Source organism: Janthinobacterium breve (assembly GCF_051380895.1).
In the GTDB taxonomy this organism is placed as follows: Bacteria; Pseudomonadota; Gammaproteobacteria; order Burkholderiales; family Burkholderiaceae_D; genus Janthinobacterium.
Map to the genome: position 1 here is coordinate 314,133 of NZ_JBNYXY010000004.1, position 23,550 is coordinate 337,682.

General features: G+C 61.0%; 22 protein-coding genes. All 22 read left to right on the forward strand.

Annotated elements, in window-relative coordinates; genetic code table 11:
• Window positions 1–49 precede the first annotated feature (49 nt).
• The 22 genes from ACQ4W0_RS09445 to ACQ4W0_RS09550 all read left to right on the forward strand — a co-directional run bounded on the left by ACQ4W0_RS09445 (window position 50) and on the right by ACQ4W0_RS09550 (window position 23,549).
• Complete coding sequence (locus tag ACQ4W0_RS09445; RefSeq protein WP_215406733.1) at window positions 50–541, forward strand: YqaA family protein; 492 nt, start codon at window positions 50–52, stop codon at window positions 539–541.
• Between the two features lie 258 nt (window positions 542–799).
• Entirely contained in the window at window positions 800–4,840 is a 4,041-nt protein-coding gene (locus tag ACQ4W0_RS09450) for a DUF3683 domain-containing protein (RefSeq protein ID WP_436576487.1), read from the forward strand.
• Window positions 4,840–5,289, forward strand: a complete 450-nt coding sequence (locus ACQ4W0_RS09455) for an HIT family protein (protein ID WP_436576488.1) — start codon at window positions 4,840–4,842, stop codon at window positions 5,287–5,289. The genes ACQ4W0_RS09450 and ACQ4W0_RS09455 overlap by 1 nt, the downstream gene beginning before the upstream one ends.
• A 9-nt stretch (window positions 5,290–5,298) precedes the next feature.
• Window positions 5,299–5,751, forward strand: a complete 453-nt coding sequence (locus tag ACQ4W0_RS09460; protein WP_436576489.1) for a gamma-butyrobetaine hydroxylase family protein — start codon at window positions 5,299–5,301, stop codon at window positions 5,749–5,751.
• 97 nt (window positions 5,752–5,848) lie between these two features.
• The gene (locus ACQ4W0_RS09465; protein ID WP_436576490.1) at window positions 5,849–6,193 is read left to right on the forward strand and encodes a YciI family protein; all 345 of its coding nucleotides are present in this window, start codon (window positions 5,849–5,851) and stop codon (window positions 6,191–6,193) included.
• A gap of 2 nt (window positions 6,194–6,195) precedes the next feature.
• On the forward strand, window positions 6,196–7,425 hold the full coding sequence (locus ACQ4W0_RS09470) for an RNA polymerase sigma factor (protein ID WP_436576491.1): 1,230 nt from the start codon (window positions 6,196–6,198) through the stop codon (window positions 7,423–7,425).
• Window positions 7,426–7,454: 29 nt separating this feature from the next.
• The gene (gene ubiE / locus ACQ4W0_RS09475; protein ID WP_034753359.1) at window positions 7,455–8,189 is read left to right on the forward strand and encodes a bifunctional demethylmenaquinone methyltransferase/2-methoxy-6-polyprenyl-1,4-benzoquinol methylase UbiE; all 735 of its coding nucleotides are present in this window, start codon (window positions 7,455–7,457) and stop codon (window positions 8,187–8,189) included.
• Between the two features lie 31 nt (window positions 8,190–8,220).
• A complete protein-coding gene (locus ACQ4W0_RS09480) occupies window positions 8,221–9,165 on the forward strand; it encodes a Tim44 domain-containing protein (protein WP_436576492.1) in 945 nt (314 codons plus the stop codon).
• 152 nt (window positions 9,166–9,317) lie between these two features.
• Entirely contained in the window at window positions 9,318–9,956 is a 639-nt protein-coding gene (locus ACQ4W0_RS09485; RefSeq protein WP_436576640.1) for a ubiquinone biosynthesis accessory factor UbiJ, read from the forward strand.
• The gene (gene ubiB / locus ACQ4W0_RS09490; RefSeq protein WP_436576493.1) at window positions 9,953–11,524 is read left to right on the forward strand and encodes a ubiquinone biosynthesis regulatory protein kinase UbiB; all 1,572 of its coding nucleotides are present in this window, start codon (window positions 9,953–9,955) and stop codon (window positions 11,522–11,524) included. The genes ACQ4W0_RS09485 and ubiB overlap by 4 nt, the downstream gene beginning before the upstream one ends.
• Before the next feature lie 19 nt (window positions 11,525–11,543).
• Window positions 11,544–12,146, forward strand: a complete 603-nt coding sequence (locus tag ACQ4W0_RS09495) for a methyltransferase (protein WP_436576494.1) — start codon at window positions 11,544–11,546, stop codon at window positions 12,144–12,146.
• Window positions 12,147–12,237: 91 nt separating this feature from the next.
• On the forward strand, window positions 12,238–12,546 hold the full coding sequence (locus ACQ4W0_RS09500) for an FmdB family zinc ribbon protein (protein WP_436576495.1): 309 nt from the start codon (window positions 12,238–12,240) through the stop codon (window positions 12,544–12,546).
• 35 nt (window positions 12,547–12,581) lie between these two features.
• Window positions 12,582–13,223 (forward strand): DUF502 domain-containing protein, encoded by a 642-nt coding sequence (locus ACQ4W0_RS09505; protein ID WP_436576496.1) that lies wholly within the window; start codon window positions 12,582–12,584, stop codon window positions 13,221–13,223.
• Window positions 13,224–13,292: 69 nt separating this feature from the next.
• Window positions 13,293–15,089 carry an aspartate--tRNA ligase gene (gene aspS / locus ACQ4W0_RS09510; RefSeq protein ID WP_436576641.1) on the forward strand — a complete coding sequence of 599 codons (1,797 nt, stop codon included), beginning with the start codon at window positions 13,293–13,295 and terminating at the stop codon, window positions 15,087–15,089.
• Window positions 15,090–15,171: 82 nt separating this feature from the next.
• A complete protein-coding gene (gene nudB / locus ACQ4W0_RS09515; RefSeq protein WP_436576497.1) occupies window positions 15,172–15,636 on the forward strand; it encodes a dihydroneopterin triphosphate diphosphatase in 465 nt (154 codons plus the stop codon).
• A 19-nt stretch (window positions 15,637–15,655) separates the two neighbouring features.
• Window positions 15,656–15,949 (forward strand): hypothetical protein, encoded by a 294-nt coding sequence (locus ACQ4W0_RS09520; RefSeq protein WP_046682130.1) that lies wholly within the window; start codon window positions 15,656–15,658, stop codon window positions 15,947–15,949.
• A gap of 73 nt (window positions 15,950–16,022) precedes the next feature.
• Window positions 16,023–16,844, forward strand: a complete 822-nt coding sequence (locus ACQ4W0_RS09525) for an endonuclease/exonuclease/phosphatase family protein (RefSeq protein ID WP_436576498.1) — start codon at window positions 16,023–16,025, stop codon at window positions 16,842–16,844.
• A 9-nt stretch (window positions 16,845–16,853) separates the two neighbouring features.
• Window positions 16,854–18,017 (forward strand): cardiolipin synthase ClsB, encoded by a 1,164-nt coding sequence (gene clsB / locus ACQ4W0_RS09530; RefSeq protein WP_436576499.1) that lies wholly within the window; start codon window positions 16,854–16,856, stop codon window positions 18,015–18,017.
• The gene (locus ACQ4W0_RS09535) at window positions 18,014–18,403 is read left to right on the forward strand and encodes an RNA-binding S4 domain-containing protein (protein WP_077398991.1); all 390 of its coding nucleotides are present in this window, start codon (window positions 18,014–18,016) and stop codon (window positions 18,401–18,403) included. The genes clsB and ACQ4W0_RS09535 overlap by 4 nt, the downstream gene beginning before the upstream one ends.
• Before the next feature lie 259 nt (window positions 18,404–18,662).
• On the forward strand, window positions 18,663–19,265 hold the full coding sequence (locus ACQ4W0_RS09540) for a TetR/AcrR family transcriptional regulator (RefSeq protein WP_436576642.1): 603 nt from the start codon (window positions 18,663–18,665) through the stop codon (window positions 19,263–19,265).
• 79 nt (window positions 19,266–19,344) lie between these two features.
• The gene (locus tag ACQ4W0_RS09545; RefSeq protein ID WP_436576500.1) at window positions 19,345–21,135 is read left to right on the forward strand and encodes an acyl-CoA dehydrogenase C-terminal domain-containing protein; all 1,791 of its coding nucleotides are present in this window, start codon (window positions 19,345–19,347) and stop codon (window positions 21,133–21,135) included.
• A 14-nt stretch (window positions 21,136–21,149) separates the two neighbouring features.
• Window positions 21,150–23,549: a 3-hydroxyacyl-CoA dehydrogenase/enoyl-CoA hydratase family protein gene (locus tag ACQ4W0_RS09550; RefSeq protein WP_436576501.1), complete on the forward strand. Its 2,400-nt coding sequence runs from the start codon at window positions 21,150–21,152 to the stop codon at window positions 23,547–23,549.
• Window position 23,550: the final 1 nt, after the last annotated feature.

Genomic DNA, 23,550 nt, shown 5'->3' on the forward strand with positions numbered 1-23,550 from the left:
AGCTGCTCTTCATTATAATGGAGAGCCTTACTGCATCGCGAAGTGTTCAATGATCGAATCCGCAATCGCCTGGCTGCTGCAGCTGATCGCAGCGCCGGAAGTCGGGCTGACATCGGTCTTTCTGATCAGCTTTATTTCCGCCACCTTGCTGCCGCTCGGCTCGGAACCGGCCGTGTTTGCCGTCATCAAGGCCAATCCCGCGCTGTTCTGGGCCGCCATCGGCGTCGCCACCCTGGGCAATACCCTGGGCGGCATCGTCGACTACTGGATGGGCTACCGTGCCAAGCAGGCATTCGCCAAGGAACGCGACACGCGCTGGTTCCGCTGGCTGGCCCGCTATGGCGCCAAGACCATGCTGCTGGCCTGGCTGCCCATCGTGGGCGATCCCCTCTGCACCTTGGCGGGCTGGCTCAAGCTGCCGTTCTGGCCCAGCGTGGCCTACATGGCCATCGGCAAGTGCGCGCGCTACCTGACCATGACGGGCTTGCTGTTGTACGTGCCCGATGGCGTATGGCACCGGATCGGGCAAATGCTGGCCTGAATGGGGCTGGCTGCAACGCCTGTTTAGCCCATTTTTTGGCAGTTTGATAGTTTGTAGCAGAGTCCGATTCTTGGCATTTTTGCGTCAAAAAATCATTGATTCTGGTTTTTTATTCATGTAAAAGAAGGCTTTCCCGTATTTGCTATGGTAGCGGATGAGGTGCTTAAACCTTAGGCGGGCTAAGGCTGTTCCCGCATGGTGCGGCGCAATAAGATAAAATGGTCCTTTAGGGTCCAGTCCACATCGTCACCACACTCCATGAACGCTCCCGCACAACTCCAAGCTTTACTGGCAGAAACGCCGAATGGTCCCGCAGCAAGCCGCCTGCGCGAAATCCCGTATAACTACACGTCGTTTTCCGATCGCGAGATCGTCATACGCCTGTTGGGGGAGGACTCCTGGCGCCTGCTCGACGAGCTGCGCGGCGCCCGCCAGACGGGCCGTTCGGCCCGCATGCTGTACGAGGTGCTGGGTGATATCTGGGTGGTGCGCCGCAACCCCTACCTGCAGGATGACTTGCTCGACAATCCGAAGCGCCGCCAGGGCTTGATCGATGCCTTGCATCACCGCCTGGCCGAAGTCGACAAGCGTCGCTTGGGCATCGATGCGGCCGGCGGCGATGTCGCTGCCAGTGGCGAAGCGCCGGAAGTGGCCAAGGCGCGCAGCGCCAACGTGGAACTGCTGCTGAAAGCGGCCAGCAAGGCCGTGGCCGATTTCGGCGACGAATTCCGCAAGACTTATGACTTGCGCAAGCGCACGGTCAAGGTGCTGGGCCGCTACACGGAAAAACACAATGTGCGCTTCGACGGCATGACGCGCGTGTCGCACGTGACGGACGCCACCGACTGGCGTGTCGAATACCCGTTCGTCGTGCTGACGCCCGATACGGAAGAGGAAATGGCCGGCCTGGTCAAAGGCTGTATCGAGCTGGGGCTGACCATCATCCCGCGCGGCGGCGGCACCGGCTACACGGGCGGCGCGATTCCGTTGACGCCGATGTCGGCCGTCATCAACACGGAAAAACTCATTACCCTGGGCGCGGTGGAAATGACGGTCTTGCCGGGCCTCACGCACGAATACGCGACGATCAATTCGGGCGCGGGCGTGATCACCAACAAGGTATCGGAAGCGGCGGAAAAGGCCGGCTTCGTGTTTGCCGTCGACCCGACGTCGGCGCATGCCTCTTGCATCGGCGGTAACGTTGCTATGAATGCGGGCGGCAAGAAGGCCGTGCTGTGGGGCACGGCGCTGGACAACCTGGCTTCGTGGCGCATGGTCGACCCGAATGGCGACTGGCTCGATGTCACGCGTCTCGACCATAACCTGGGCAAGATCCACGATATCGCACTGGCACGTTTCCAGCTGGAATGGCGTCACCCGAGCACGCGCGACGCGACGAAACCGAACGCGCCCTTCAAGACGGAAATCCTGGAAATTCCTGGCCGCAAGTTCCGTAAAGAGGGCCTGGGCAAGGACGTGACGGATAAATTCCTCGCCGGCTTGCCGGGCATCCAGAAAGAAGGTTGCGACGGTCTGATCACGTCGGCGCGCTGGATTTTGCACAAGATGCCGAAATTCGCCCGCACCGTCTGCCTGGAATTTTTTGGTCAGGCGCGCGATGCGATTCCATCGATCGTGGAAATCAAGGATTACCTGGACGGCTTGCCGGCCAAGGGCGAGCAATACACGAGCATCCGCCTGGCGGGCCTGGAACATTTGGACGAGCGCTACCTGCGCGCCGTCGGTTACGCCACCAAGTCAAAGCGGGGCGTGCTGCCGAAGATGGCCTTGTTTGGCGACATCGTCGGCGACGATGAAAATGCCGTCGCGCAAGCGGCGTCGGAAGTGGTGCGCATCGCCAACACCCGTGTGGGTGAAGGCTTTGTTGCCGTCAGCCCGGAAGCGCGCAAAAAGTTCTGGCTCGATCGTGCCCGCACGGCGGCGATCGCCAAGCACACTAACGCGTTCAAGATTAATGAAGACGTGGTGATCCCCCTGAATCGCATGGGCGAATACACGGACGGTATCGAGCGCATCAATATCGAGCTGTCGATCAAGAACAAGTTGCAACTGGCCGACGCCCTCAGTGAATTCTTTGCCAAGGGTAACTTGCCAATTGGCAAGAGCGACGATGCGTCCGACGACCGGGTCGACGACGCGGAAATGCTGGGCGACCGCGCCGAGCAGGCGCAGCAGTTGCTGGCGCAAGTCACGGCCCGCTGGACCTATCTGCTGGCCCAGTTGGACCGTCCGCTGGCGGACGTGAAGGGCGAGTTGGCCGAACTGGGCATGGAGCGTTTGTTGCCCGTGTTCGATGCACGCCTGGAAACGCAGCCGATCGCCACCCTGTTCGACGTGGTGCAGGACCGCACGGTGCGCATTACCTGGAAGCAAGAGATCCGCGCGCAGCTGCGCCAGATCTTCAACGGCGCCGCCTTCAAGCTGATCCTCGACGAGGCGACGGCCATCCATGCGCGCATCTTGCGTAGCCGCGTGTTTGTCGCGCTGCACATGCATGCGGGCGACGGCAACGTGCACACGAACTTGCCCGTCAACTCGGATAACTACGACATGCTGCAAGACGCCCACGCCGCCGTGGGCCGCATCATGATACTGGCCCGCTCGCTGAATGGCGTCATTTCCGGCGAACACGGTATCGGCATCACCAAGCTGGAATTTTTGACGGAAGAAGAAATCGGCGAGTTCCGCAGCTACAAGCAGCGCATCGACCCGGAAGGCCGTTTTAATAAAGGCAAGTTGCTGAACCTGCCAGGCATGGGCGCCGACTTGCGCAATGCCTACACGCCATCGTTCGGCCTGATGGGCCACGAATCGCTGATCATGCAGCAAAGCGATATCGGCGCCATCGCCGACAGCGTCAAGGATTGCTTGCGCTGCGGCAAGTGCAAACCCGTGTGCGCGACCCACGTGCCGCGCGCCAACTTGCTGTACTCGCCACGCGACAAGATTTTGGCGACGTCCTCGCTGATCGAAGCCTTTCTGTACGAAGAGCAGACGCGGCGCGGTATTTCCATCAAGCATTGGGAAGAATTCGAAGACGTGGCCGACCACTGCACGGTGTGCCATAAATGCGTCACGCCCTGTCCGGTCAACATCGACTTCGGCGATGTGTCTATGAATATGCGCAATCTGCTGCGCAAGATGGACAAGAAGAGCTTTAATCCGGGCACCAAGGCGACGATGCTGTTCCTCAACGCCACCGATCCCGTGACCATCAACGCCACGCGCAAGGTCATGATCGACTGGGGCTACAAGGCGCAGCGCCTGGGCCACGATTTGCTGAAGAAATTTGCCAAGAAGCAGACCAAGGCGCCGCCGCCATCGACGGGCAAACCGCCCGTCAAGGCGCAGGTGATCCATTTCATCAATAAAAAGATGCCGGGCAACCTGCCGAAGAAAACGGCGCGCGCGCTGCTCGACATCGAAGACGACAAGGTCATCCCGATCATCCGCAATCCGAAGACGACCACGGCCGATACGGAAGCCGTGTTCTACTTCCCCGGTTGCGGTTCGGAGCGATTGTTCTCACAAGTGGGCCTGGCCACGCAAGCGATGCTGTGGGAAGTGGGCGTGCAGACGGTCTTGCCGCCCGGCTACCTGTGCTGCGGTTATCCGCAGCGGGGCGCCGGCGAGTTCGACAAGGCCGAGAAGATGATGACGGATAACCGCGTCCTGTTCCACCGCATGGCCAACACGCTCAATTACCTGGACATCAAGACGGTGCTCGTTTCGTGCGGCACCTGTTATGACCAGCTGGCCACCTACCAGTTTGAAAAGATTTTCCCCGGCTGCCGCATCATGGATATCCATGAGTATTTGCTGGAGAAAAACGTCAAGCTGGAAGGCGTCAACGGCACGCGCTATATGTACCACGAGCCATGCCACAATCCGATGAAGCTGCAGGAATCGGGCAAGACCATCAATTCCCTGATCAGCACGGTGGACAACGTGAAGATCGAGAAAAATGACCGTTGCTGCGGCGAATCGGGTTCCTTGGCCGTCACGCGTCCCGACATTTCCACGCAAGTGCGTTTCCGCAAGGAAGAAGAGATGGTCAAGGGCGCCGACAAGCTGCGCGGCGACGGTTTCACGGGCGACGTGAAAATCCTCACCAGCTGCCCGTCGTGCCTGCAAGGCTTGTCGCGCTACAATGACGATTCGGGCACGACGGCCGACTACATCGTCGTCGAGATCGCCAAACACTTGCTGGGAGAGAACTGGATGCCTGATTACGTGAAACGCGCCAATGACGGCGGCATCGAACGGGTGCTGGTGTGATGTCCACGGCTTGCGATCTGTGCACCTTGCTGGATGGCTACGCCAACAAGCAGGGTCTGGAGACCTTGCTGTGGCGCAGCGAACGCTTGTCCGTGGTGGCCGTCGACGACCCAAGCTACCCCGGCTTTTGCCGCGTGATCTGGAACAAACACGTGAAGGAAATGACGGATCTCACGCCTGGCGAGCGCAATTACGTCATGGAAGTCGTGTGGCAAGTCGAGCTGGCCGTGCGCGAAGTGATGCAGCCGGAAAAGGTCAATGTGGCCAGTTTCGGCAACATGACGCCGCACGTGCACTGGCACGTGATTCCCCGCTACCGCGACGATGCGCACTTCCCGAACCCCAGCTGGGCGGTGATCCAGCGCGAGACGGCGCCCGCCGTGCTGGCCGCGCGCCGCGCCCTGTTGCCGGCCTTGCGCGACGCCATCATTCAACGTTTATCCGCATAAAGTATTGTCATGACTGAAAAACCAGCAACACCCCAACCGACCGGCTTGACCGTGCACAACCAGTCGCGCGTGCTCGACGTGGCGTTCGACGATGGCAGCACATTTGCGTTGCCGTTCGAATACCTGCGCGTGTACTCGCCCTCGGCCGAAGTGCAGGGCCATGGCAAGGGCCAGGAAACCTTGCAATTAGGAAAACGCCTGGTGGGCATCACGGGCCTGGAGCCTGTCGGCAACTATGCCGTGCAACCGACCTTCAGCGATGGCCACAATTCCGGCCTGTATACCTGGGCTTATCTGTACAAGCTGGGCGCCCAACAAGCTACCCTGTGGCAGGATTACCTGGATCGTCTGACGGCAGCCGGCTACCCCGGCGACAGTGGCCGCGACGCCAAGGCCGACATGACGGTCAAGCAAGCGTCCGGCGGTCATGTGCACGGACCGAGCTGCGGGCATAAACATTAAGCTAAAAAAATAATGCGGTAATCTGTCGGAAAACCGCCGCCCCGTTCGTCGTATGAATGCCCGCGCTTGCGGGCATTTTTCTTTTGGAGAAGAGACTATGGAATACCTGATTCTGATCTACGCTGACGAATCCCGTTATGAAACCATGGCAGAGGGCCAGATGGCCAGCTTGATGGCTGACTTTGCCAGCTATACGCAAGCGCTGGAGGCGGCCGGCGTGCTGCGCGGCGGGGCCGAGCTGGCGCCCGTGCGCAGCGCCACCAGCGTACGCGTGCAACACGGCAAGCCCGTCATCACGGATGGGCCGTTCGCGGAAACCAAGGAGCAGCTGGGCGGCTACTACCTGCTAGCCTGCGCCCACCTGGACGAGGCGCTGGCCTGGGCTGGGCGTTGTCCGGCAGCCTCCCTGGGCACTATCGAAGTGCGGCCCGTCACGGCCTGACGATGGCCGGCGACGCCATGTCGGCCGTCGAGCACGTCTTTCGCCAGGAGCGGGGCAGGGTGCTGGCCGGTCTGATGCGGCGCTTTGGCGACCTGGGCCTGGCGGAAGATGTGCTGCAGGAAGCGTGCCGCAAGGCACTGGAACTGTGGCCGCGCACGGGCATACCCGATAATCCCGCCGCCTGGCTCAGTTCCGTGGCACGCAACGCGGGCCTCGATCACGTGCGCCGCGCGGGCAAGAGCATCATCGATGCCGAGGCTGTGCTGTCCTGCCTGCCTGCTTCCGTGATTGAAGAAACGCACGCCATCGAGGACGACCGTTTGCGCCTGCTGTTCATCTGTTGCCATCCCGCGCTGGCGCCCGAGGCGCAGGTGGCGCTGGCACTGCGCACCCTGTGTGGCTTGTCCACGGCCGAGATCGCGCGCGCCTTTGGCCTGGCGGAAGCTGCCCTGTCGCAGCGGCTATTGCGCGCCAAGCGCAAGATCGCCGAAGCGCGCATCCCTTTCGCCTTGCCGCCGGCGCCAGACTGGCCGCAACGGCTGGCGCAAGTGCTGCATGTCATCTATCTGGTGTTCAGCGAAGGCTATTGCGCCAGCGGGGGCGATACCCTGCTGCGCGCGGACCTGTGCGCGGAGGCGCTGCGGCTGGGACGGCTGCTCCCCGGCCAGCCGGAAGTGCAGGGTTTATTGGCCCTGATGCTGTTGCAGGCGTCGCGCGGCCCGGCCCGCCTCTCACCCGAAGGCCAGTTGCTGACCCTGGAAGAGCAGGACCGGCGCCTGTGGCAGAGTGACTTGATTGCCGAAGGACTGGCCGTGCTGGAAGACGCGTTGCCGGCGCGCTCGCCGGGGCCATATCAGTTGCAGGCGGCCATTGCCGCCTTGCACGCCAGGGCGGTCACGGCCAGCCAGACGGACTGGCGCCAGATCAGCGCCCTGTATGGCGTCTTGCTGCGGCACAAGCCGGAACCCTTGATTTTGCTCAATGCGGTGATTGCCTGCGCCATGGCGCATGGCGCCGGACACGGTCTGGCGTGGCTGGAGCGGCTGGAAGCCGTGCCCAGCCTGGCGCAATCGCATTATCTGCATGCGGCCAGGGCCGACTTGCTGCGCCGCCAGGGCGACCGGCCGGCGGCGCTGGCGGCGTATGCCCGGGCGGCAATGCTGGCTTCGAATGCAGTGGAAAGGCAATACCTTCTCCGGCGTCAGGGGGAAATGCGCCTGCCGCTTGTATAATGCTCCCAAGTTCAAACAGACTGCCTACCATGACCAATACGACCCATTTCGGATACAAAACAGTTGCAGAAGACGACAAAGTGCGCGAAGTCGCCAAGGTGTTCCATTCCGTCGCTGCCAAATACGACGTGATGAACGACTTGATGTCGGGCGGGCTGCACCGTCTGTGGAAGACGTTTACCATTGCCAACGCGGGCGTGCGCCCCGGCTTCAAGGTGCTCGACATCGCCGGCGGCACGGGCGACCTGTCGAAGGCGTTTGCCAAGCAGGCGGGCCCTACCGGCGAAGTCTGGTTGACCGATATCAATGAATCGATGTTGCGCGTGGGCCGCGACCGCCTCTTGAATCGCGGCTTGCTCACCCCCACCTTATTGTGTGACGCGGAGAAACTGCCCTTTCCCGATAATTATTTTGACCGTGTCAGCGTAGCCTTTGGCCTGCGCAACATGACGCACAAGGATGTGGCGCTGGCGGAAATGCGCCGCGTGCTGAAACCGGGCGGCAAGTTGCTGGTGCTGGAGTTTTCCAAGGTGGCCGCGCCGCTGCAAAAGCCTTACGACCTGTATTCGTTCTCGGTGCTGCCGTGGTTCGGACAGAAAATCGCCGGCGACGCGGAAAGCTATCGCTACCTGGCAGAATCGATCCGCATGCACCCGGACCAGGAAACGCTGAAGACCATGATGGAAACGGCGGGCCTGGAGCGCGTGCAGTACTACAATTTGACGGCAGGCATTGCCGCTTTGCATACCGGCATCAAGATGTAATTCACCCTTGCCGGTGATTTTAGGAGATGGAATGAAATTGAAGAAATTTATGGTCGGCATGATGCTGGCCGCGACCACGGTATCCATGCTGGGCGAGGCGCTGGCCCGTCCCATGGGCGGTGGCCGTTCGTTTGGCCGCCAATCGCAAAACGTGGGCCGCCAGGCTCCCGCACCGGCGCCGACCCCGGCACCGGCTGCCGCGCCACGCCAGGCGCAACCTGCGCCAGCCCCTGCACCGGCCCCTGCCGCCAAGGCGCCGAGCCGCTGGAAGGGCTTGCTGGGCGGCGCCTTGCTGGGCTTGGGCCTGGGCGCGCTGCTGTCGCATTTCGGCCTGGGCGGCGCCCTGGCCAGCATGATCAGCACCCTGCTGATGGTGGCCCTGCTAGCCGGCGTGGCCTTCTTCATCTATCGCATGGTGCGCGGCAAGCGTGACGGCAACGCCAGCGGCAATGCGCCGTTCGCGGGCTTTGGCGGCAACCAGCCGGCGCCGGCCGGCAACGTGCCTGACATCGGTTCGGGCATTCCACCGCTGCCGCCGCTGCAGCCTGTTTCGTCCGGCGTAGGCCTGGACAAGCCGGCACCGGCTGCCGCGCCATGGGGCGTGCCAAGCGACTTCGACAAGGAAGCCTTCCTGCGCCACGCGAAAAGCAATTTCATTCGCCTGCAAGCGGCCTGGGACAAGGCGGACGTCAACGATATCCGCGAATTCACGTCGCCCGAAGTGTATGCGGAACTGCGCATGCAAATCCAGGAACGGGGCGCACAGCCGGACTTTACCGATGTCGTCACCATCGATGCTGAATTGATGGGGATCGAAACGAGCGTCAACGATTACCTGGCCAGTGTGAAGTTTACGGGCCTGATCCGTTCTGCGCCGGGTGCGGCAGCGGAACCGTTCGCGGAAGTGTGGAATATGTCGAAACCCGTCAGCGGTAACAGCGGCTGGGTATTGGCCGGCATCCAGCAATTGAATTAATTGTCAAAACTTGCTGAATAATGGCTTAAGTCCATGCGCAACGCATGATGCTTGACAGATATTTCCTGCTGAACTGGTAAGATCGAAACCGCCTACGTTGTTTTACGGGCGGTTTTTTATTTTTAGGGGCGCGTTTGGCGCGCAAGCACATGATGGCACCACTTTCCGATCTCTCCTTGATGACGCCCGTCATCGCGACAATCAACCATTTGCTGGCGCAGGAGCCGTGGGCGCGCCAGCAGCTGGGCGTGCATGCCGGCAAACTGGCCTGCATCGACACGGGCGCCGTGGCCTTGCGCCTGCGCGTCGACAGCGCAGGCATGCTGGAAGCGGCGCCGGCCGACATGCCGGCGAATGTCACCATCCGCGTCAAATTGTCCGATGTCCCGCTGATCCTGCAACACCGCGAGCGGGCGTTTTCCTACGTCAAGATCGAAGGCGATGCCGAGTTTGCCAATGCGATTTCGCAACTGAGCAAGGGCTTGCGCTGGGAGGCCGAGCATGACCTGGAAAAGATGGTCGGTCCCATGCTGGCCACGCGCCTTGTTTCAGGTGTGAAAGATGCTGCCGCTTTTGTGCGCACGGGCCAGCAAAAGCTGGCGGAAAACGTGGCCGAATATTTTCTCGACGAACAGCCCATGCTGATCCGTCCTTCTGCTCTGCAAGAGTATTCCGCTGGCGTGACGCGCGTGCGCGATGACGTCGAACGCCTGGCCAAGCGCCTTGCCCGGCTGGAAAAGGCGGCCGCCGCCCTCCAGCCGCAGTCCTCCTCACCGGATCTGTCTACATGATATTGAAATTCCTGCGCCTGTTTAAAATCATCCGTGTTTCCATCAAGTACGGTCTGGATGAGATAGCGATTTCTGGTCTGCAAGTTCCCCGCACCGCCAAATTGATCGACACCCTGATTTTCTGGCGCGACCTGTCGTCGCCACGGGGCCTGCGCCTGCGCCTGGCGCTGGAAGAGCTGGGGCCCATCTTCGTCAAATTCGGCCAGGTGCTGTCGACCCGGCGCGACCTGATGCCGCCCGACATCGCCGAAGAACTGGCGCGGCTGCAAGACCGCGTGCCGCCTTTCGATTCCGACCTGGCCATCGCGCAAATCACCAAGTCGCTGGGTGCGCATCCGGATCAACTGTTTGCCAGCTTCGAACGCGAGCCGGTGGCGTCCGCCTCCATTGCCCAGGTGCACTTTGCCACCCTGAAAGATGGCCGTGAAGTGGCCGTGAAGGTCTTGCGTCCCGGCATGAAAAAGCTGATCGATGAAGACGTGGCCCTGATGCACATCGCCGCGGACTGGACCAGCCGCCTGTGGGCCGACAGCAAGCGCTTGAAACCCAAGGAAGTGGTGGGCGAGTTCGACAAATACCTGCACGACGAACTGGACTTGATGCGCGAGGCGGCCAACGCCAGCCAGTTGCGCCGTAACTTCGCCAACTCGGACTTGCTGCTGGTGCCGGAAATGCACTGGGATTATTGCTCCAGCAGCGTCATCGTCATGGAACGGATGGTTGGGATTCCCGTGTCGCAGACCGACCGCCTGGTGGCGGCCGGCGTGGATTTGCGTAAACTCTCCAGCGATGGCGTGGAGATTTTCTTTACACAAGTATTCCGCGACGGCTTTTTCCATGCGGACATGCATCCGGGGAATATTCTCGTGTCCATCGCCCCCGAATCGTTCGGCCGCTACATCGCGCTGGACTTCGGCATCGTGGGAACGTTGAACGACTACGACAAGGATTATCTGTCGCAAAATTTCCTCGCCTTCTTCCGCCGCGACTACAAGCGCGTGGCCGAGGCGCACATCGAATCGGGCTGGGCGCCGAAAGACACGCGTGTCGATGAACTGGAAGCGGCCGTGCGCGCCTGCTGCGAGCCGATCTTCGACCGTCCGCTGAAAGATATTTCTTTTGGGCAAGTTCTGCTGCGGCTGTTCCAGACTTCGCGCCGCTTCAATGTGGAAGTGCAGCCGCAACTGGTGCTGTTGCAAAAGACCCTGCTCAATATCGAGGGCCTGGGCCGCCAGCTGGACCCGGAGCTGGACTTGTGGCAAACGGCCAAGCCTTATCTGGAAAAATGGATGAGCAACCAGGTGGGGCCGCAAGGCTTCATGGAGCGCCTGCGCGCCGAGGCGCCCCGTTATGCGCACATCTTCCCGCAACTGCCGCGTTTGCTGCACCAAGCCTTGACGGTGCATGGCGAACCCCGTGAAAACGACGTGGAATTGATGAAAACCTTGCTGGCGGAGCAACGCCAGACGAACCGCTTGCTGAGCTTTATCGTGTACTTCGTGGGCGCCTTCGCGCTCGGTGCGCTGGGCTTGCAAGTGTTCATGCGCTGGCATCAATTGCCGTTTTAACTGGCTGAGGACGTAAGTGATGGCTGACTTCCATAACCGCGACCCGCTCTCGCCCGCCTTCTGGGACGAGCGTTTCGAGAAGCAATTTACGCCCTGGGACCAGGGTGGCGTGCCCACGCGTTTGCGCAGCTTCGTTGCCGGTAGTCCGGCGCCGCTGCGCTGCCTGATTCCCGGCTGCGGCGCCGCGTATGAGCTGGTTTTCATGCTCGATCACGGCTGGCATGCCACGGCCATCGACTTTTCACCGGCCGCCGTGGCCGCCGCGCGGGGGCAGCTTGGCGAGCGGGCAGGGCAGGTAGTGGAAGCCGATTTCTTTGCCTGGCAGCCCGAAGCGCCACTAGACCTGATCTATGAGAGGGCCTTCCTGTGCGCCATGCCGCGCGCCATGTGGCCGCAAGTGGCCGCCCGCTGGGCGCAACTGCTGGCGCCAGGCGCCATGCTGGCCGGTTATTTTTTCTTTGACGACAATGCCAAGGGGCCGCCGTTCGGCATTTCGCGTGAGCAATTACAGGCCTTGCTGGCGCCACATTTCGACTGCCTGGCCGATGAGGCCGTGGACGATTCCATTGCCGTCTTCGCGGGCAAGGAGCGCTGGATGAACTGGCGCCGCCGGACGGACTGAGCCTGACAGGCCGAGCGAGCGGGCATTTTCCGCTGGGAATGGCGGAAAAGCTTTATAATTCAGGGTTTTTGATGATTTTCTCGGAGTAGAGATGCCGATTTACGCTTACCGTTGTGACGAGTGTGGTTTTGCCAAGGATGTCTTGCAAAAGATCTCCGATCCAGTACTGACGGTGTGCCTGTCGTGCGGCAAGCCCAGTTTCAAGAAACAATTGACGGCCGCCGGTTTCCAATTGAAGGGCACCGGCTGGTACGCGACCGATTTTCGCGGTGGCACGGCCCCTAGCACGGCCATTCCGACCGGCCCGGCCGATAACGCCAAGCCCGCCGCAGCTGCCGAGAACGCGCCTGCTGCGGCGCCGGCGTCCGCCCCGGCTGTCGCTGCGCCGAAAGCGGATTGAAAAGCGCGCCGCTCCACTCCATTACCGAGAAACCGATGCGTAAATACTTTATTACCGGATTACTGATTTTGGTTCCCCTGGCCATTACCGCCTGGGTTTTGAATCTGGTAATCAGCACGATGGACCAGTCGCTGTTGCTGGTGCCCGGCAGTACGCAGCCTAGCGTATGGTTCGGCCACAAGCTTCCCGCGCTGAGCACGATTCCCGGTCTGGGCACGGTATTGACGGTACTGATCGTTTTCTTCACGGGCTTGCTGACGAATAACCTGGTCGGCAATTACGTGGTAAAACTGTGGGAAAAATTGCTGCAACGCATACCCATCGTCAATTCCCTGTATTCGAGCGTCAAGCAAGTGTCCGATACCTTGTTTTCCTCGTCGGGCAATGCCTTCCGCAAGGCCGTGCTGGTGCCGTATCCGCACCAGAATTCCTGGACTATCGCTTTCCTGACCGGCGTGCCGGGTGGCGACGTGAAGAATTACCTGGTGGGTGACTATGTCAGCGTGTATGTGCCGACGACGCCCAACCCGACGTCAGGCTTTTTCCTGATGATGAAGCGCAGCGATGTCGTCGAGCTCGACATGAGCGTCGATGCGGCGCTCAAATATATCGTCTCGATGGGCGTAGTGGCGCCTGCGGAAGTTGTTGCTGTAACGGCCCCGGCAGCCAAAGAATAAAGGCAGGCGTCCCACGCGGGACGTGGCCGGATTGAACACTCACTAACCTGAACTGAGAATTTTATGTCTATGCGTACTGAATACTGCGGCCTCGTTACCGAAGCCATGCTGGGACAAACCGTCAGCCTGTGCGGCTGGGTACATCGCCGCCGCGACCACGGCAGCCTGATTTTCATCGACTTGCGCGACCGTGAAGGCCTCGTGCAAATCGTCTGCAACCCGGAACAAGCGGAGATGTTCAAGGTCGCCGAAGCCGTGCGCAACGAATTCTGCCTGCGCGTGACGGGCGTCGTGACCAGCCGTATCGACGGCACCATCAACAACAACCTGAAATCGGGCAAGATCGAAGTGGTCTGCTCGGCAATGGAAGTGCTGAACCCTTCCGTGCCCGTGCCGTTCCAGCTCGATGACGACAATCTGTCGGAAACAACGCGTCTGACGCACCGCGTGCTGGACCTGCGCCGCCCGCAAATGCAGAACAACCTGCGCCTGCGCTACAAGGTGACGATGGAAGTGCGCAAATACCTCGACGCGCTGGGCTTCATCGACATCGAAACGCCGATGCTGACCAAGTCCACGCCAGAAGGCGCGCGCGATTACCTGGTGCCGTCGCGCGTCAACGCCGGCAGCTTCTTCGCCTTGCCGCAATCGCCACAGTTGTTCAAGCAACTGTTGATGGTCGCTAACTTTGACCGTTACTACCAGATCACCAAGTGCTTCCGCGACGAAGACTTGCGCGCCGACCGCCAGCCTGAATTTACGCAGATCGATTGCGAAACCTCGTTCCTGACGGAACAGGAAATCCGCGACTTGTTCGAAGACATGATACGCGTCGTGTTCAAGAACACCCTGAACATCGACTTGCCGAACCCGTTCCCTGTGATGGATTTTGCCGAAGCGATGGGCCTGTACGGTTCCGACAAGCCGGACATGCGCGTCAAGCTGGCCTTCACGGACTTGACCGAAGTCATGAAAACGGTCGAATTCAAGGTCTTCAACGGCGCCGCCAACATGAAGGGTGGCCGCGTGGTGGCCCTGCGCGTACCGCAAGGCGGCAGCATGCCGCGTTCGGAAATCGATGCTTACACGCAATTTGTCGCCATCTACGGCGCCAAGGGCCTGGCCTACATCAAGGTCAACGAGAAAGCCAAGGGTCCTGAAGGCTTGCAGTCGCCGATCGTCAAGTTCCTGCCTGCCGACGTGCTGGCCACGATTCTCGAGCAGACGGGCGCGCAAGATGGCGACCTGATCTTCTTCGGCGCAGACAAGGCCAAGGTCGTCAACGACGCCATCGGCGCGCTGCGCGTGAAAATCGGTCACAGCGAGTTCGGCAAGAAAGCCGGCCTGTTCGAGGACGTATGGAAGCCATTGTGGGTGGTCGACTTCCCGATGTTCGAGCACGACGAAGAAGCGGACCGCTGGACGGCGACCCACCATCCGTTCACGGCGCCGAAAGACGGCCATGAAGACATGCTGGAAAGCGATCCGGGCGCCTGCATCGCCAAGGCCTACGACATGGTCTTGAACGGCTGGGAACTGGGTGGCGGTTCGATCCGTATCCACCGCGAAGAAGTGCAAAGCAAGGTCTTCCGCGCATTGAAAATCGATGCCGAAGAAGCGCAGCTGAAGTTCGGCTTCCTGCTTGACGCCCTGCAATATGGCGCGCCACCGCATGGCGGCCTGGCATTTGGCCTGGACCGTATCGTGACCATGATGACGGGTTCCGATTCGATCCGCGACGTGATCGCCTTCCCGAAAACCCAGCGCGCCCAGTGTCTGTTGACACAAGCGCCGTCGGAAGTGGACGAAAAGCAATTGCGCGAGCTGCACATCCGTTTGCGCGGCGCCGAGCCTAAAGTCGCGTAAAGCCAAAGCCTGACCCGTTGAGGGCTGGGGTCAGACGGGGACGCCGAGTCCCGACGGGTCTGACCCCTTTTTTATTGTTGACATGAACCATAAAATTCCCGTTTCCGTGCTGGTCGTCATTCATACGGCTGATCTGGACGTCTTGCTGATCGAGCGCGCGGGCCAGCCCGGTTTCTGGCAATCGGTGACCGGTTCCGTCGACGCCGTCGACGAACCGCTGCTGCAGACGGCCGCGCGCGAATTGTGCGAAGAGACCGGTATCGTCGTCGATGGGCAGCACATCGCGCTGCGCGACTGGAAGCTGTCGAATGTGTATGAGATTTACCCGATCTGGCGCCACCGTTACGCGCCGGGCGTGACGCGCAACACGGAGCACGTGTTCAGCGTGCAAGTGCCGCGCGACATCGCCATCACCTTGAGCCCTCGCGAACATCTGCAATACGCGTGGCTGCCGTACCTGGCGGCGGCGGACCGCTGTTTCTCGTCGTCCAACGCGGAAGCCATCCTGCAATTGCCGGCCATGACGGGCCTGGCGCGCCCCACCTGATTTCTCTAGAAAGCATTTCATGTTGAACTGGTTACATTTGACTGCGCAGCAAAAACTGCTGGGCACCCTCGGCATCGTTTTCTGCCTGTGCTTCATTTTTCTGCTGTTTAGCTCCACCGTGCCTGGCCGCACGCCGCCCATCGGCATGCCGCTGATGGCGATCGGCTGGCTGCTGCATCCGGGCGCCTTTGCCAAGGGCAAGCGCACCGTGGCCTGGCGCGGCGCACCGTTGCTGGTCAAGATCGTCTGGGCGGCCGGCATCACCGCGCTGATCGTCAGCGTGACGGCGGGCGTGGGACGCATGCTGGCGTGATTGTGCGCGTTTAGGTGCGCACGCGCACCTACGCTGACGCCGCGCAGGGTCCGTCTGGGAGTAGAATCAATGCATGAAAATCCGCGTAGCAACTTATAATATCCACAAGGGTGTCTCCTCCGTGCGAGGCTTGCCCAGGGTGCACGCATTGAAGCAGGCGATCGCTCTCTTCAATGCCGATGTCGTCTTTTTACAGGAAGTGCAAGGCAAGCATGACCGCAATGCGGCCCGCTATGGCGCAGAGAAAAACGGCCACAAGCATTGGCCGGAAGCGTCGCAGCATGAATTCTTTGCCGGCGCCGAGCACCATTCCGCCTACGGCATGAATGCCGTGTACGACCATGGCCACCATGGCAACGCCTTGCTGAGCAAGTTCCCCATCGCCTCGCAAACCAACCACGACGTGTCCGACCATGCCTACGAGCAGCGCGGCATTTTGCATTGCGTGCTCAAGACGCCGCAGGCTGATGTGCACTGCTATGTCGTGCACCTGGGCCTGTTTGAATCTGGACGGGGCCGCCAGACGCAGGCGCTGATCGACGCCGTCATGGAATCGGCGCCGAACGGCGAACCCGTCATCATCGCCGGCGACTTCAACGACTGGCGCAATACGCTCAGCGACAAGCTGCGTAATGCGCTCGGTGTGGTGGAAGTGTTCGACCAGCGCGCGTCGAACTCGGCCTTGGGCGACCTGGTGCGTACCCTGGCGCGGCGCCAGACGAAGACGCCGGTGCCCGTGCCGGCGCGCACCTTTCCCGCCGCCTTGCCGTGGTTCCGCCTGGACCGCATCTATGTGCGCGGTTTCCAGGTGGAAGGCGCGCAAGTGATGCATGGCACCCTGTGGGCAAAATTGTCGGACCACGCGCCGATAGTTGCCGCTTTGAAACTCGCGTAGACTGTTGGCATGCGCACAGTCAATTTCATCGCCCACAACGACATCCAGCTGCTGTATTGCGGCACCGAATACTTTCCCGCGTTGATAGCCGCCATCGACGGCGCGCGCTCGGAAGTGTATTTCGAAACGTATATCTTTGCCGACGACGCCACGGGCACCCTGGTGCTCGATGCGCTCAAGCGTGCCGCCGCGCGCGGCGTGCTGGTGTGCATGATCACGGACTGGTTCGGCACGGGCAATCGCCGCGTGAAAGCCATGCATGCGCAGCTGGAAGCGGCCGGCGTGCACCACCGTATCTTCAATCCGTGGTTCCGGCGCGGCATCACGCGCACGCACCGCAAGATTTGCGTCGCCGATGGCGAAATCGCCCTGGTGGGCGGCATCAATATCAACGACGACATGTTTTGCGACTATGACCACAGCATCAGCCTGGAAGCGCCGCGCTGGGATTTCGCCGTGCAGGTGAAGGGCCCGCTGGTGGACGCCATCCATGAGGAAGTGCAGGCGCAGTGGGCCAGACTGGGCAAGATGAACCTGGTGCGGCGTATCAAGCTGTACCGCAAGATGCGCGTGGTCAGCAAGGAGCTGGCGAAAAACCCTGTCGTGGCCGGCTTTGTCGTGCGCGACAACCTGCGCAATCGCCGCACCATCCAGCGCGCCTACCTGCAGGCGCTGGGCCAGGCGCGCAAAAGCGTGATGCTGGCCAACCCGTATTTCGCGCCCGGGCACAAGCTGCGCCACGCCCTGGCCCAGGCGGCCCAGCGGGGCGTCGACGTGGTCCTATTGATCGGCGTGGGCGAGTTCCGCATGCAAGATGCCGTGGCGCACTCGTTTTATCCGAAACTGCTGGCCGCCGGCGTGAAAATCGTCGAATACCGCAAGACGCAGCTGCACGCCAAGGTGGCCGTCGTTGACGATGACTGGGCGACGGTCGGCTCCAGCAATATTGACGCGCTGAGCCTGTTCCTGAACCAGGAAGCGAACGTGGTGATCAAGGACGTGGCGTTCGCGCAAAGCCTGCGCCAGCACATCGAGCAGGGCGTGGCCGACGGCATCGTCATCCACCAGGATGATTTCAAGCACATCGGGCGTTTCCGGCGTATCGGCTACGAAGCCGCATTCCTCGTGTACCGGCTGGTGATGCGCATTTTTTCAGTAGGCAAGTACGCATGAACGAGATGACAACGGTAAGGCTGGACAAATGGTTGTGGGCGGCGCGCTTCTTCAAGACGCGCTCGCTGGCCAGCGAGGCCGTCGACACGGGCAAGGTGAAAGTGGGCGGCGAGCGCGTGAAACCGGCGCGCAGCCTGCGCGTGGGCGACGAACTGGCCATCGACAATGGCGCGGAAACGTGGGAAGTGGCCGTGCTGGGCCTGTCCGACAAGCGCGGCGCGGCGCCCGTGGCGCGCCTGCTGTATGGCGAAACGCCGGCCAGCATCGCGCGCCGCGAGCAGCTGGCCGAGGAGCGCAAGCTATTCCGCGAGCCAGGTACCACTATCAAAGGGCGGCCGACCAAGCGCGACCGCCGTCAACTGAGCAAGGCAGGCGACCTTTCCTGAGGCGCGGCTGTTGCTGTCAAGCAAAGGCGCGCACCGCTTTTGTCCTCCTGAAATCGCCATAAACACATCGCTAAAAAATGCTGCGCTGCACCAATAGAACGCCGGCTCTAAAGTTCCCGTTTGACTTTTACGTGGTAGTGGATAATAGTACGAGCGTTCGGATTTTTTCGGAGCGTGCTTTTTTTTTACCCGCGTTCCCATCCGCCAGATCGGCAATATCACTTTTAGAACGGACCTCTTGAATACTTCAGTCAAATTCATGCGCAAGGGCGAACTGACCCGTGCAGCCATCCTCGACGTGGCGCTGGACCTGTCCAGCCGCGACGGCCTGGAAGGCCTGACCATTGGGCTGCTTGCGGACAAAATGAACATGAGCAAGTCGGGCGTGTTTGCCCACTTTGGTTCGCGCGAGGACTTGCAGATGGAAGTGCTGAAGCTCTACCACTATCGTTTCGAGCAAGAAGTCTTTTTCCCCAGCATGAAAGAACCACGCGGTATCCAGCGATTGCAATCGATGTTTGCGCGCTGGGTCAAGCGGGTCAGCGTGGAGATCGCTTCCGGCTGCATCTATATCAGCGGCGCCGTCGAATATGACGACCGTCCCGGCCCCATCCGCGATTCCCTGGTGGCCATGGTGCAGGCCTGGCAGGGCGCGTTGCTGCGCTGTGTCGAGCAATCGATCGCCACGGGCGACCTGAAAGCAGACACGGACGCCCAGCAGCTGGTGTACGAGATGTATGGCCTGATCCTGGCCCTGCACCACGATGCGCGCTTCTTGCGCGTGCCGGGCAGCATCGAACGGGCGCAGGCAGGATTTGTCCGTTTGCTGGCGTCGTACCAGAATTCTGTAACAAGCAAATAAACCGTCAGGCAGTATCCGCAGCAACGCACACGCAGTTCACAAGTACAACACTTTAGCTAAACGCCTTCAGGAGAAAATTATGGGTCAATACGTCGCGCCAATCCGGGATATGCAATTCGTTCTGCATGAGTTCCTGCAAGTGGAAGTAGAACTGAAGCAAATGCCGTCGTACGCCGACGTCGACGCCGACATCATCAACCAGGTACTGGAAGAGGGCGGCAAGTTCACTTCCGAAGTCTTGTTCCCCCTGAATCACTCCGGCGACCGCGAAGGCTGCCACCACGATCCTGTCACGAAAAGCGTGACCACGCCTAAAGGTTTCAAGGAAGCGTATAAGCAGTACGTCGAAGGCGGCTGGGCGGCATTGGCTTGCGATCCGGAATACGGCGGCCAAGGCTTGCCGGTCGTGCTGAACAACTCCTTCTATGAAATGCTGAACTCCTCGAACCAGGCCTGGTCCATGTACCCGGGCTTGTCGCATGGCGCCTACGAGTGCCTGAAGGAACACGGCACCGACCACCAGAAGGAAGTGTATCTGCCGAAACTGGTGTCGGGCGAATGGACGGGCACCATGTGCCTGACCGAACCGCACTGCGGCACCGACCTGGGCCTGCTGCGCTCGAAGGCGCTGCCTGAGGCAGACGGTTCCTGGACCATCACCGGCAACAAGATCTTCATCTCGGCCGGCGAGCACGACATGGCGGAAAACATCCTGCACCTGGTGCTGGCCCGCGTGCCGGACGCGCCGGAAGGCTCGAAAGGCATCTCGCTGTTCCTGGTGCCGAAATTCCTGCCAAACGCGGACGGCACGGTCGGTGAGCGCAACCCGATCACCTGCGGCGCCATCGAAGAAAAAATGGGCATCCACGGCAACTCGACCTGCCAGATGAACCTGGACGGCGCAAAAGGCTGGATCATCGGCCAGCCGAACAAGGGCCTCAACGCCATGTTCGTCTTCATGAACGCGGCCCGCCTGGGTGTGGGCATGCAGTCGCTGGGCCTGACGGAAATCGCCTACCAGAACGCGCTGATCTACGCCAAGGACCGCACGCAAATGCGTTCGCTGTCCGGCATCAAGAACCCGGAACTGCCGGCCGACCGCATCATCGTGCACCCTGACGTGCGCCGCATGCTGTTGACGGGCAAAGCCTACGCCGAAGGCGCGCGCGCTTTCACTTCCTACGTGGCGCTGCAGATCGACCGCGAACTGCACCACCCTGACGCCGACGTGCGCAAGGAAGCCGCCGACGAAGTGGCGCTGCTGACGCCAGTCATCAAGGCATTCATCACCGACAACGCCTGGATCGCCACCTCGGACGCGATGCAAGTGTTCGGCGGCCACGGCTACATCTCGGAATGGGGCATGGAGCAGTATGTGCGCGACGCGCGCATCAACATGATCTACGAAGGCACGAACACGATCCAGTCGCTGGACCTGCTGGGCCGCAAGATCCTGGGCGACAACGGCGCCAAGCTGCGCAAGTTCGGCGAAAAGATCAAGGCCTTTGTCGAAGACAACGGCACCGATGAAGCGATGAGCGAATTCGTCACCCCACTGGGCGACTTGGGCGACAAAGTCACCAAGCTGACCATGGAAATCGGCATGAAGGCATTCCAGAATCCTGACGAAGTGGGCGCGGCATGCGTGCCTTACCTGCGTGTCGTCGGCCACATGATCTACAGCTACCTGTTCGCGCAGATGGCCAAGATCGCCCTCGAAAAAGAGTCCAGCGGCGACACCTTCTACACCGCCAAACTGGCTACCGCACGTTTCTACTTCGCCCGCTTGCAGCCTGAAACGGCAACCCTGATCCGTCAGGCGCGTTCCGGTTCGGCCAACCTGATGGCACTCGACGCAGACCTGTTCTAAGACTTGAGGAAAATATGACCAATTTCATCGTTAAAAAAGTAGCCGTCCTCGGCGCCGGCGTGATGGGTGCGCAGATCGCCGCCCATTGCATCAACGCGAAAGTGCCGGTCGTGCTGTTCGACTTGCCTGCAAAGGAAGGCCCGAAGAATGGCATCGTGCTGCGCGCCATCGAGAACCTGAAAAAACTGTCGCCTGCGCCGCTGGGCAACAAGGATGACGCCGCGCTGATCCAGGTAGCCAACTACGAAGACAACCTGGACCTGCTGGCCGGTTGCGACCTGATCATCGAAGCCATCGCCGAGCGCATGGACTGGAAACACGACCTGTACCAGAAGGTGGCCCCGCACATCGGCCCGAACGCGATCTTCGCCTCGAACACTTCCGGCCTGTCGATCACCAAGCTTGCCGAAGGCTTCGACGCCGACCTGAAATCGCGCTACTGCGGCGTGCACTTCTTCAACCCGCCGCGCTATATGCACCTGGTCGAGATCATCCCGACCGCGTTCACCAAGCCGGAAATTGCCGACCAACTGGAAGGCTTTTTGACCACCACCCTGGGCAAGGGCGTGGTCCGCGCCAAGGATACGCCGAACTTCATCGCCAACCGCGTTGGCGTGTTCGGCATCCTGGCCATCGTGCACGAAGCCGAGAAATTCGGCCTGTCCGTGGACGTCGTCGATGACCTGACGGGCTCCAAGCTGGGCCGCGCCAAGTCGGGCACCTTCCGCACAGCGGACGTGGTCGGCCTGGACACCATGGGCCATGTGATCAAGACCATGCAGGACTACCTGCCGAACGATCCCTTCGCTGCCGTCTACAAGACGCCGGCCGTGCTGGCGCAACTGGTGGAAAAAGGCGCGCTGGGCCAGAAGAGCGGCGCGGGCTTCTACAAGAAGGTCGGCAAGGAGATTCAACGCCTCGATTTCGCCACCGGTGAATACGTTGCCGGCGGCGCCAAGGCCGCCGACATCATTGCCCGCATCCTGAAAGAAAAGGACCCGGTCAAGAAGATGAAGGCCCTGCGCGAATCGACGAATCCGCAAGGCCAGTTCCTGTGGGCGATCTTCCGCGACGCTTTCCACTACATCGCCATTCACCTGGACACCGTGGCCGACAATGCGCGCGATATCGACTTCGCCATGCGCTGGGGCTTCGGCTGGAACGTCGGTCCGTTTGAAACGTGGCAGGCATCGAACTGGCTGCAAGTGGCCAACTGGGTCAAGGAAGACATCGACGCCGGCCACGCACTGTGCAACGCGCCTTTGCCTGCCTGGGTCTTCGAAGGTCCGGTCGCTGAAAAAGGCGGCGTGCACACGCCGGAAGGTTCCTACTCCGCCGTGTCGAACAGCTTCGTGCCCCGTTCGACCCTGGCCGTGTATGACCGCCAGCCATTCCGCGCGCCGGTACTGGGCAGCGGCGCCATCGACGGCAAGACCGCCGGCACCACCGTCTTCGAAGATGAATCCGTGCGCGTCTGGCATACGGGCGACGACGTCCTGATCATCTCGTTCAAGACCAAGATGCACGTGATCGGCGAAGGCGTGATTAATGGACTCAAACTCGCATTAGCGGAAGCGGAAAAGAACTTCAAAGGTTTGGTGATCTGGCACGCCGACGCAGCCGAAGGCGGTGCCTTCTCGGCCGGCGCCGACCTGCAATCGGCCCTGCCGGCCTTCATGCAAGGCGGCGTGAAAGCCGTCGATCCGATCATCGCCGAACTGCAGAACACCTTCATGTCGCTGAAATACGCGAATGTGCCGGTGATCGCCGCAGTCGCTGGCCTGGCCCTGGGCGGCGGCTGCGAGCTGGCGCTGCACTCCTCGAAGCGCGTGGCCTCGATCGAGTCCTACATCGGCCTGGTGGAAGTGGGCGTCGGCCTGATTCCTGCCGGCGGCGGCCTGAAGGAAGCGGCGCAGCGTGCCTACAAGGAAGCCAAGGGTAACGACATCCTGCAATTCCTGAAAACGGGCTTCACCAATGCAGCCACCGCCAACGTGTCGAAATCGGCGCTGGAAGCGAAGAAGATGGGCTACCTGAAAGAAGACGACGTGATCGTGTTCAACGCCTACGAGTTGCTGCACGTGGCCAAGGTCGAAGCGCGCGCCATGTTCGACGCGGGCTTCCGTCCGCAACTGCCGTCGCTGATCCAGGTCACGGGCCGTTACGGCTGGGGCACCATCAAGGCGCAGCTGGTCAACATGCGCGACGGCGGCTTCATTTCGGCGCACGATTTCAAGCTGGGCGAGATGATCGCCGAGATCGTATCGGGCGGCGACGTGGACCAGGGCAGTTTCGTCAGCGAACAGTGGCTGCTGGATATGGAACGCAAGGCATTCCTGGAGCTGTTGAACCATCCGAAAACCCAGGAACGGATCATGGGCATGATGCAAACCGGTAAGCCGGTACGCAACTAAG

Excerpts from the sequence above, each read along its gene's own strand:
- ACQ4W0_RS09445 (WP_215406733.1), top strand. The coding sequence starts at position 50 with ATGATCGAATCCGCAATCGCCTGGCTGCTGCAGCTGATCGCAGCGCCG.
- ACQ4W0_RS09450 (WP_436576487.1), top strand. The coding sequence starts at position 800 with ATGAACGCTCCCGCACAACTCCAAGCTTTACTGGCAGAAACGCCGAAT.
- ACQ4W0_RS09455 (WP_436576488.1), top strand. The coding sequence starts at position 4,840 with ATGTCCACGGCTTGCGATCTGTGCACCTTGCTGGATGGCTACGCCAAC.
- ACQ4W0_RS09460 (WP_436576489.1), top strand. The coding sequence starts at position 5,299 with ATGACTGAAAAACCAGCAACACCCCAACCGACCGGCTTGACCGTGCAC.
- ACQ4W0_RS09465 (WP_436576490.1), top strand. The coding sequence starts at position 5,849 with ATGGAATACCTGATTCTGATCTACGCTGACGAATCCCGTTATGAAACC.
- ACQ4W0_RS09470 (WP_436576491.1), top strand. The coding sequence starts at position 6,196 with ATGGCCGGCGACGCCATGTCGGCCGTCGAGCACGTCTTTCGCCAGGAG.
- ubiE (WP_034753359.1), top strand. The coding sequence starts at position 7,455 with ATGACCAATACGACCCATTTCGGATACAAAACAGTTGCAGAAGACGAC.
- ACQ4W0_RS09480 (WP_436576492.1), top strand. The coding sequence starts at position 8,221 with ATGAAATTGAAGAAATTTATGGTCGGCATGATGCTGGCCGCGACCACG.
- ACQ4W0_RS09485 (WP_436576640.1), top strand. The coding sequence starts at position 9,318 with ATGGCACCACTTTCCGATCTCTCCTTGATGACGCCCGTCATCGCGACA.
- ubiB (WP_436576493.1), top strand. The coding sequence starts at position 9,953 with ATGATATTGAAATTCCTGCGCCTGTTTAAAATCATCCGTGTTTCCATC.
- ACQ4W0_RS09495 (WP_436576494.1), top strand. The coding sequence starts at position 11,544 with ATGGCTGACTTCCATAACCGCGACCCGCTCTCGCCCGCCTTCTGGGAC.
- ACQ4W0_RS09500 (WP_436576495.1), top strand. The coding sequence starts at position 12,238 with ATGCCGATTTACGCTTACCGTTGTGACGAGTGTGGTTTTGCCAAGGAT.
- ACQ4W0_RS09505 (WP_436576496.1), top strand. The coding sequence starts at position 12,582 with ATGCGTAAATACTTTATTACCGGATTACTGATTTTGGTTCCCCTGGCC.
- aspS (WP_436576641.1), top strand. The coding sequence starts at position 13,293 with ATGCGTACTGAATACTGCGGCCTCGTTACCGAAGCCATGCTGGGACAA.
- nudB (WP_436576497.1), top strand. The coding sequence starts at position 15,172 with ATGAACCATAAAATTCCCGTTTCCGTGCTGGTCGTCATTCATACGGCT.
- ACQ4W0_RS09520 (WP_046682130.1), top strand. The coding sequence starts at position 15,656 with ATGTTGAACTGGTTACATTTGACTGCGCAGCAAAAACTGCTGGGCACC.
- ACQ4W0_RS09525 (WP_436576498.1), top strand. The coding sequence starts at position 16,023 with ATGAAAATCCGCGTAGCAACTTATAATATCCACAAGGGTGTCTCCTCC.
- clsB (WP_436576499.1), top strand. The coding sequence starts at position 16,854 with ATGCGCACAGTCAATTTCATCGCCCACAACGACATCCAGCTGCTGTAT.
- ACQ4W0_RS09535 (WP_077398991.1), top strand. The coding sequence starts at position 18,014 with ATGAACGAGATGACAACGGTAAGGCTGGACAAATGGTTGTGGGCGGCG.
- ACQ4W0_RS09540 (WP_436576642.1), top strand. The coding sequence starts at position 18,663 with ATGCGCAAGGGCGAACTGACCCGTGCAGCCATCCTCGACGTGGCGCTG.
- ACQ4W0_RS09545 (WP_436576500.1), top strand. The coding sequence starts at position 19,345 with ATGGGTCAATACGTCGCGCCAATCCGGGATATGCAATTCGTTCTGCAT.
- ACQ4W0_RS09550 (WP_436576501.1), top strand. The coding sequence starts at position 21,150 with ATGACCAATTTCATCGTTAAAAAAGTAGCCGTCCTCGGCGCCGGCGTG.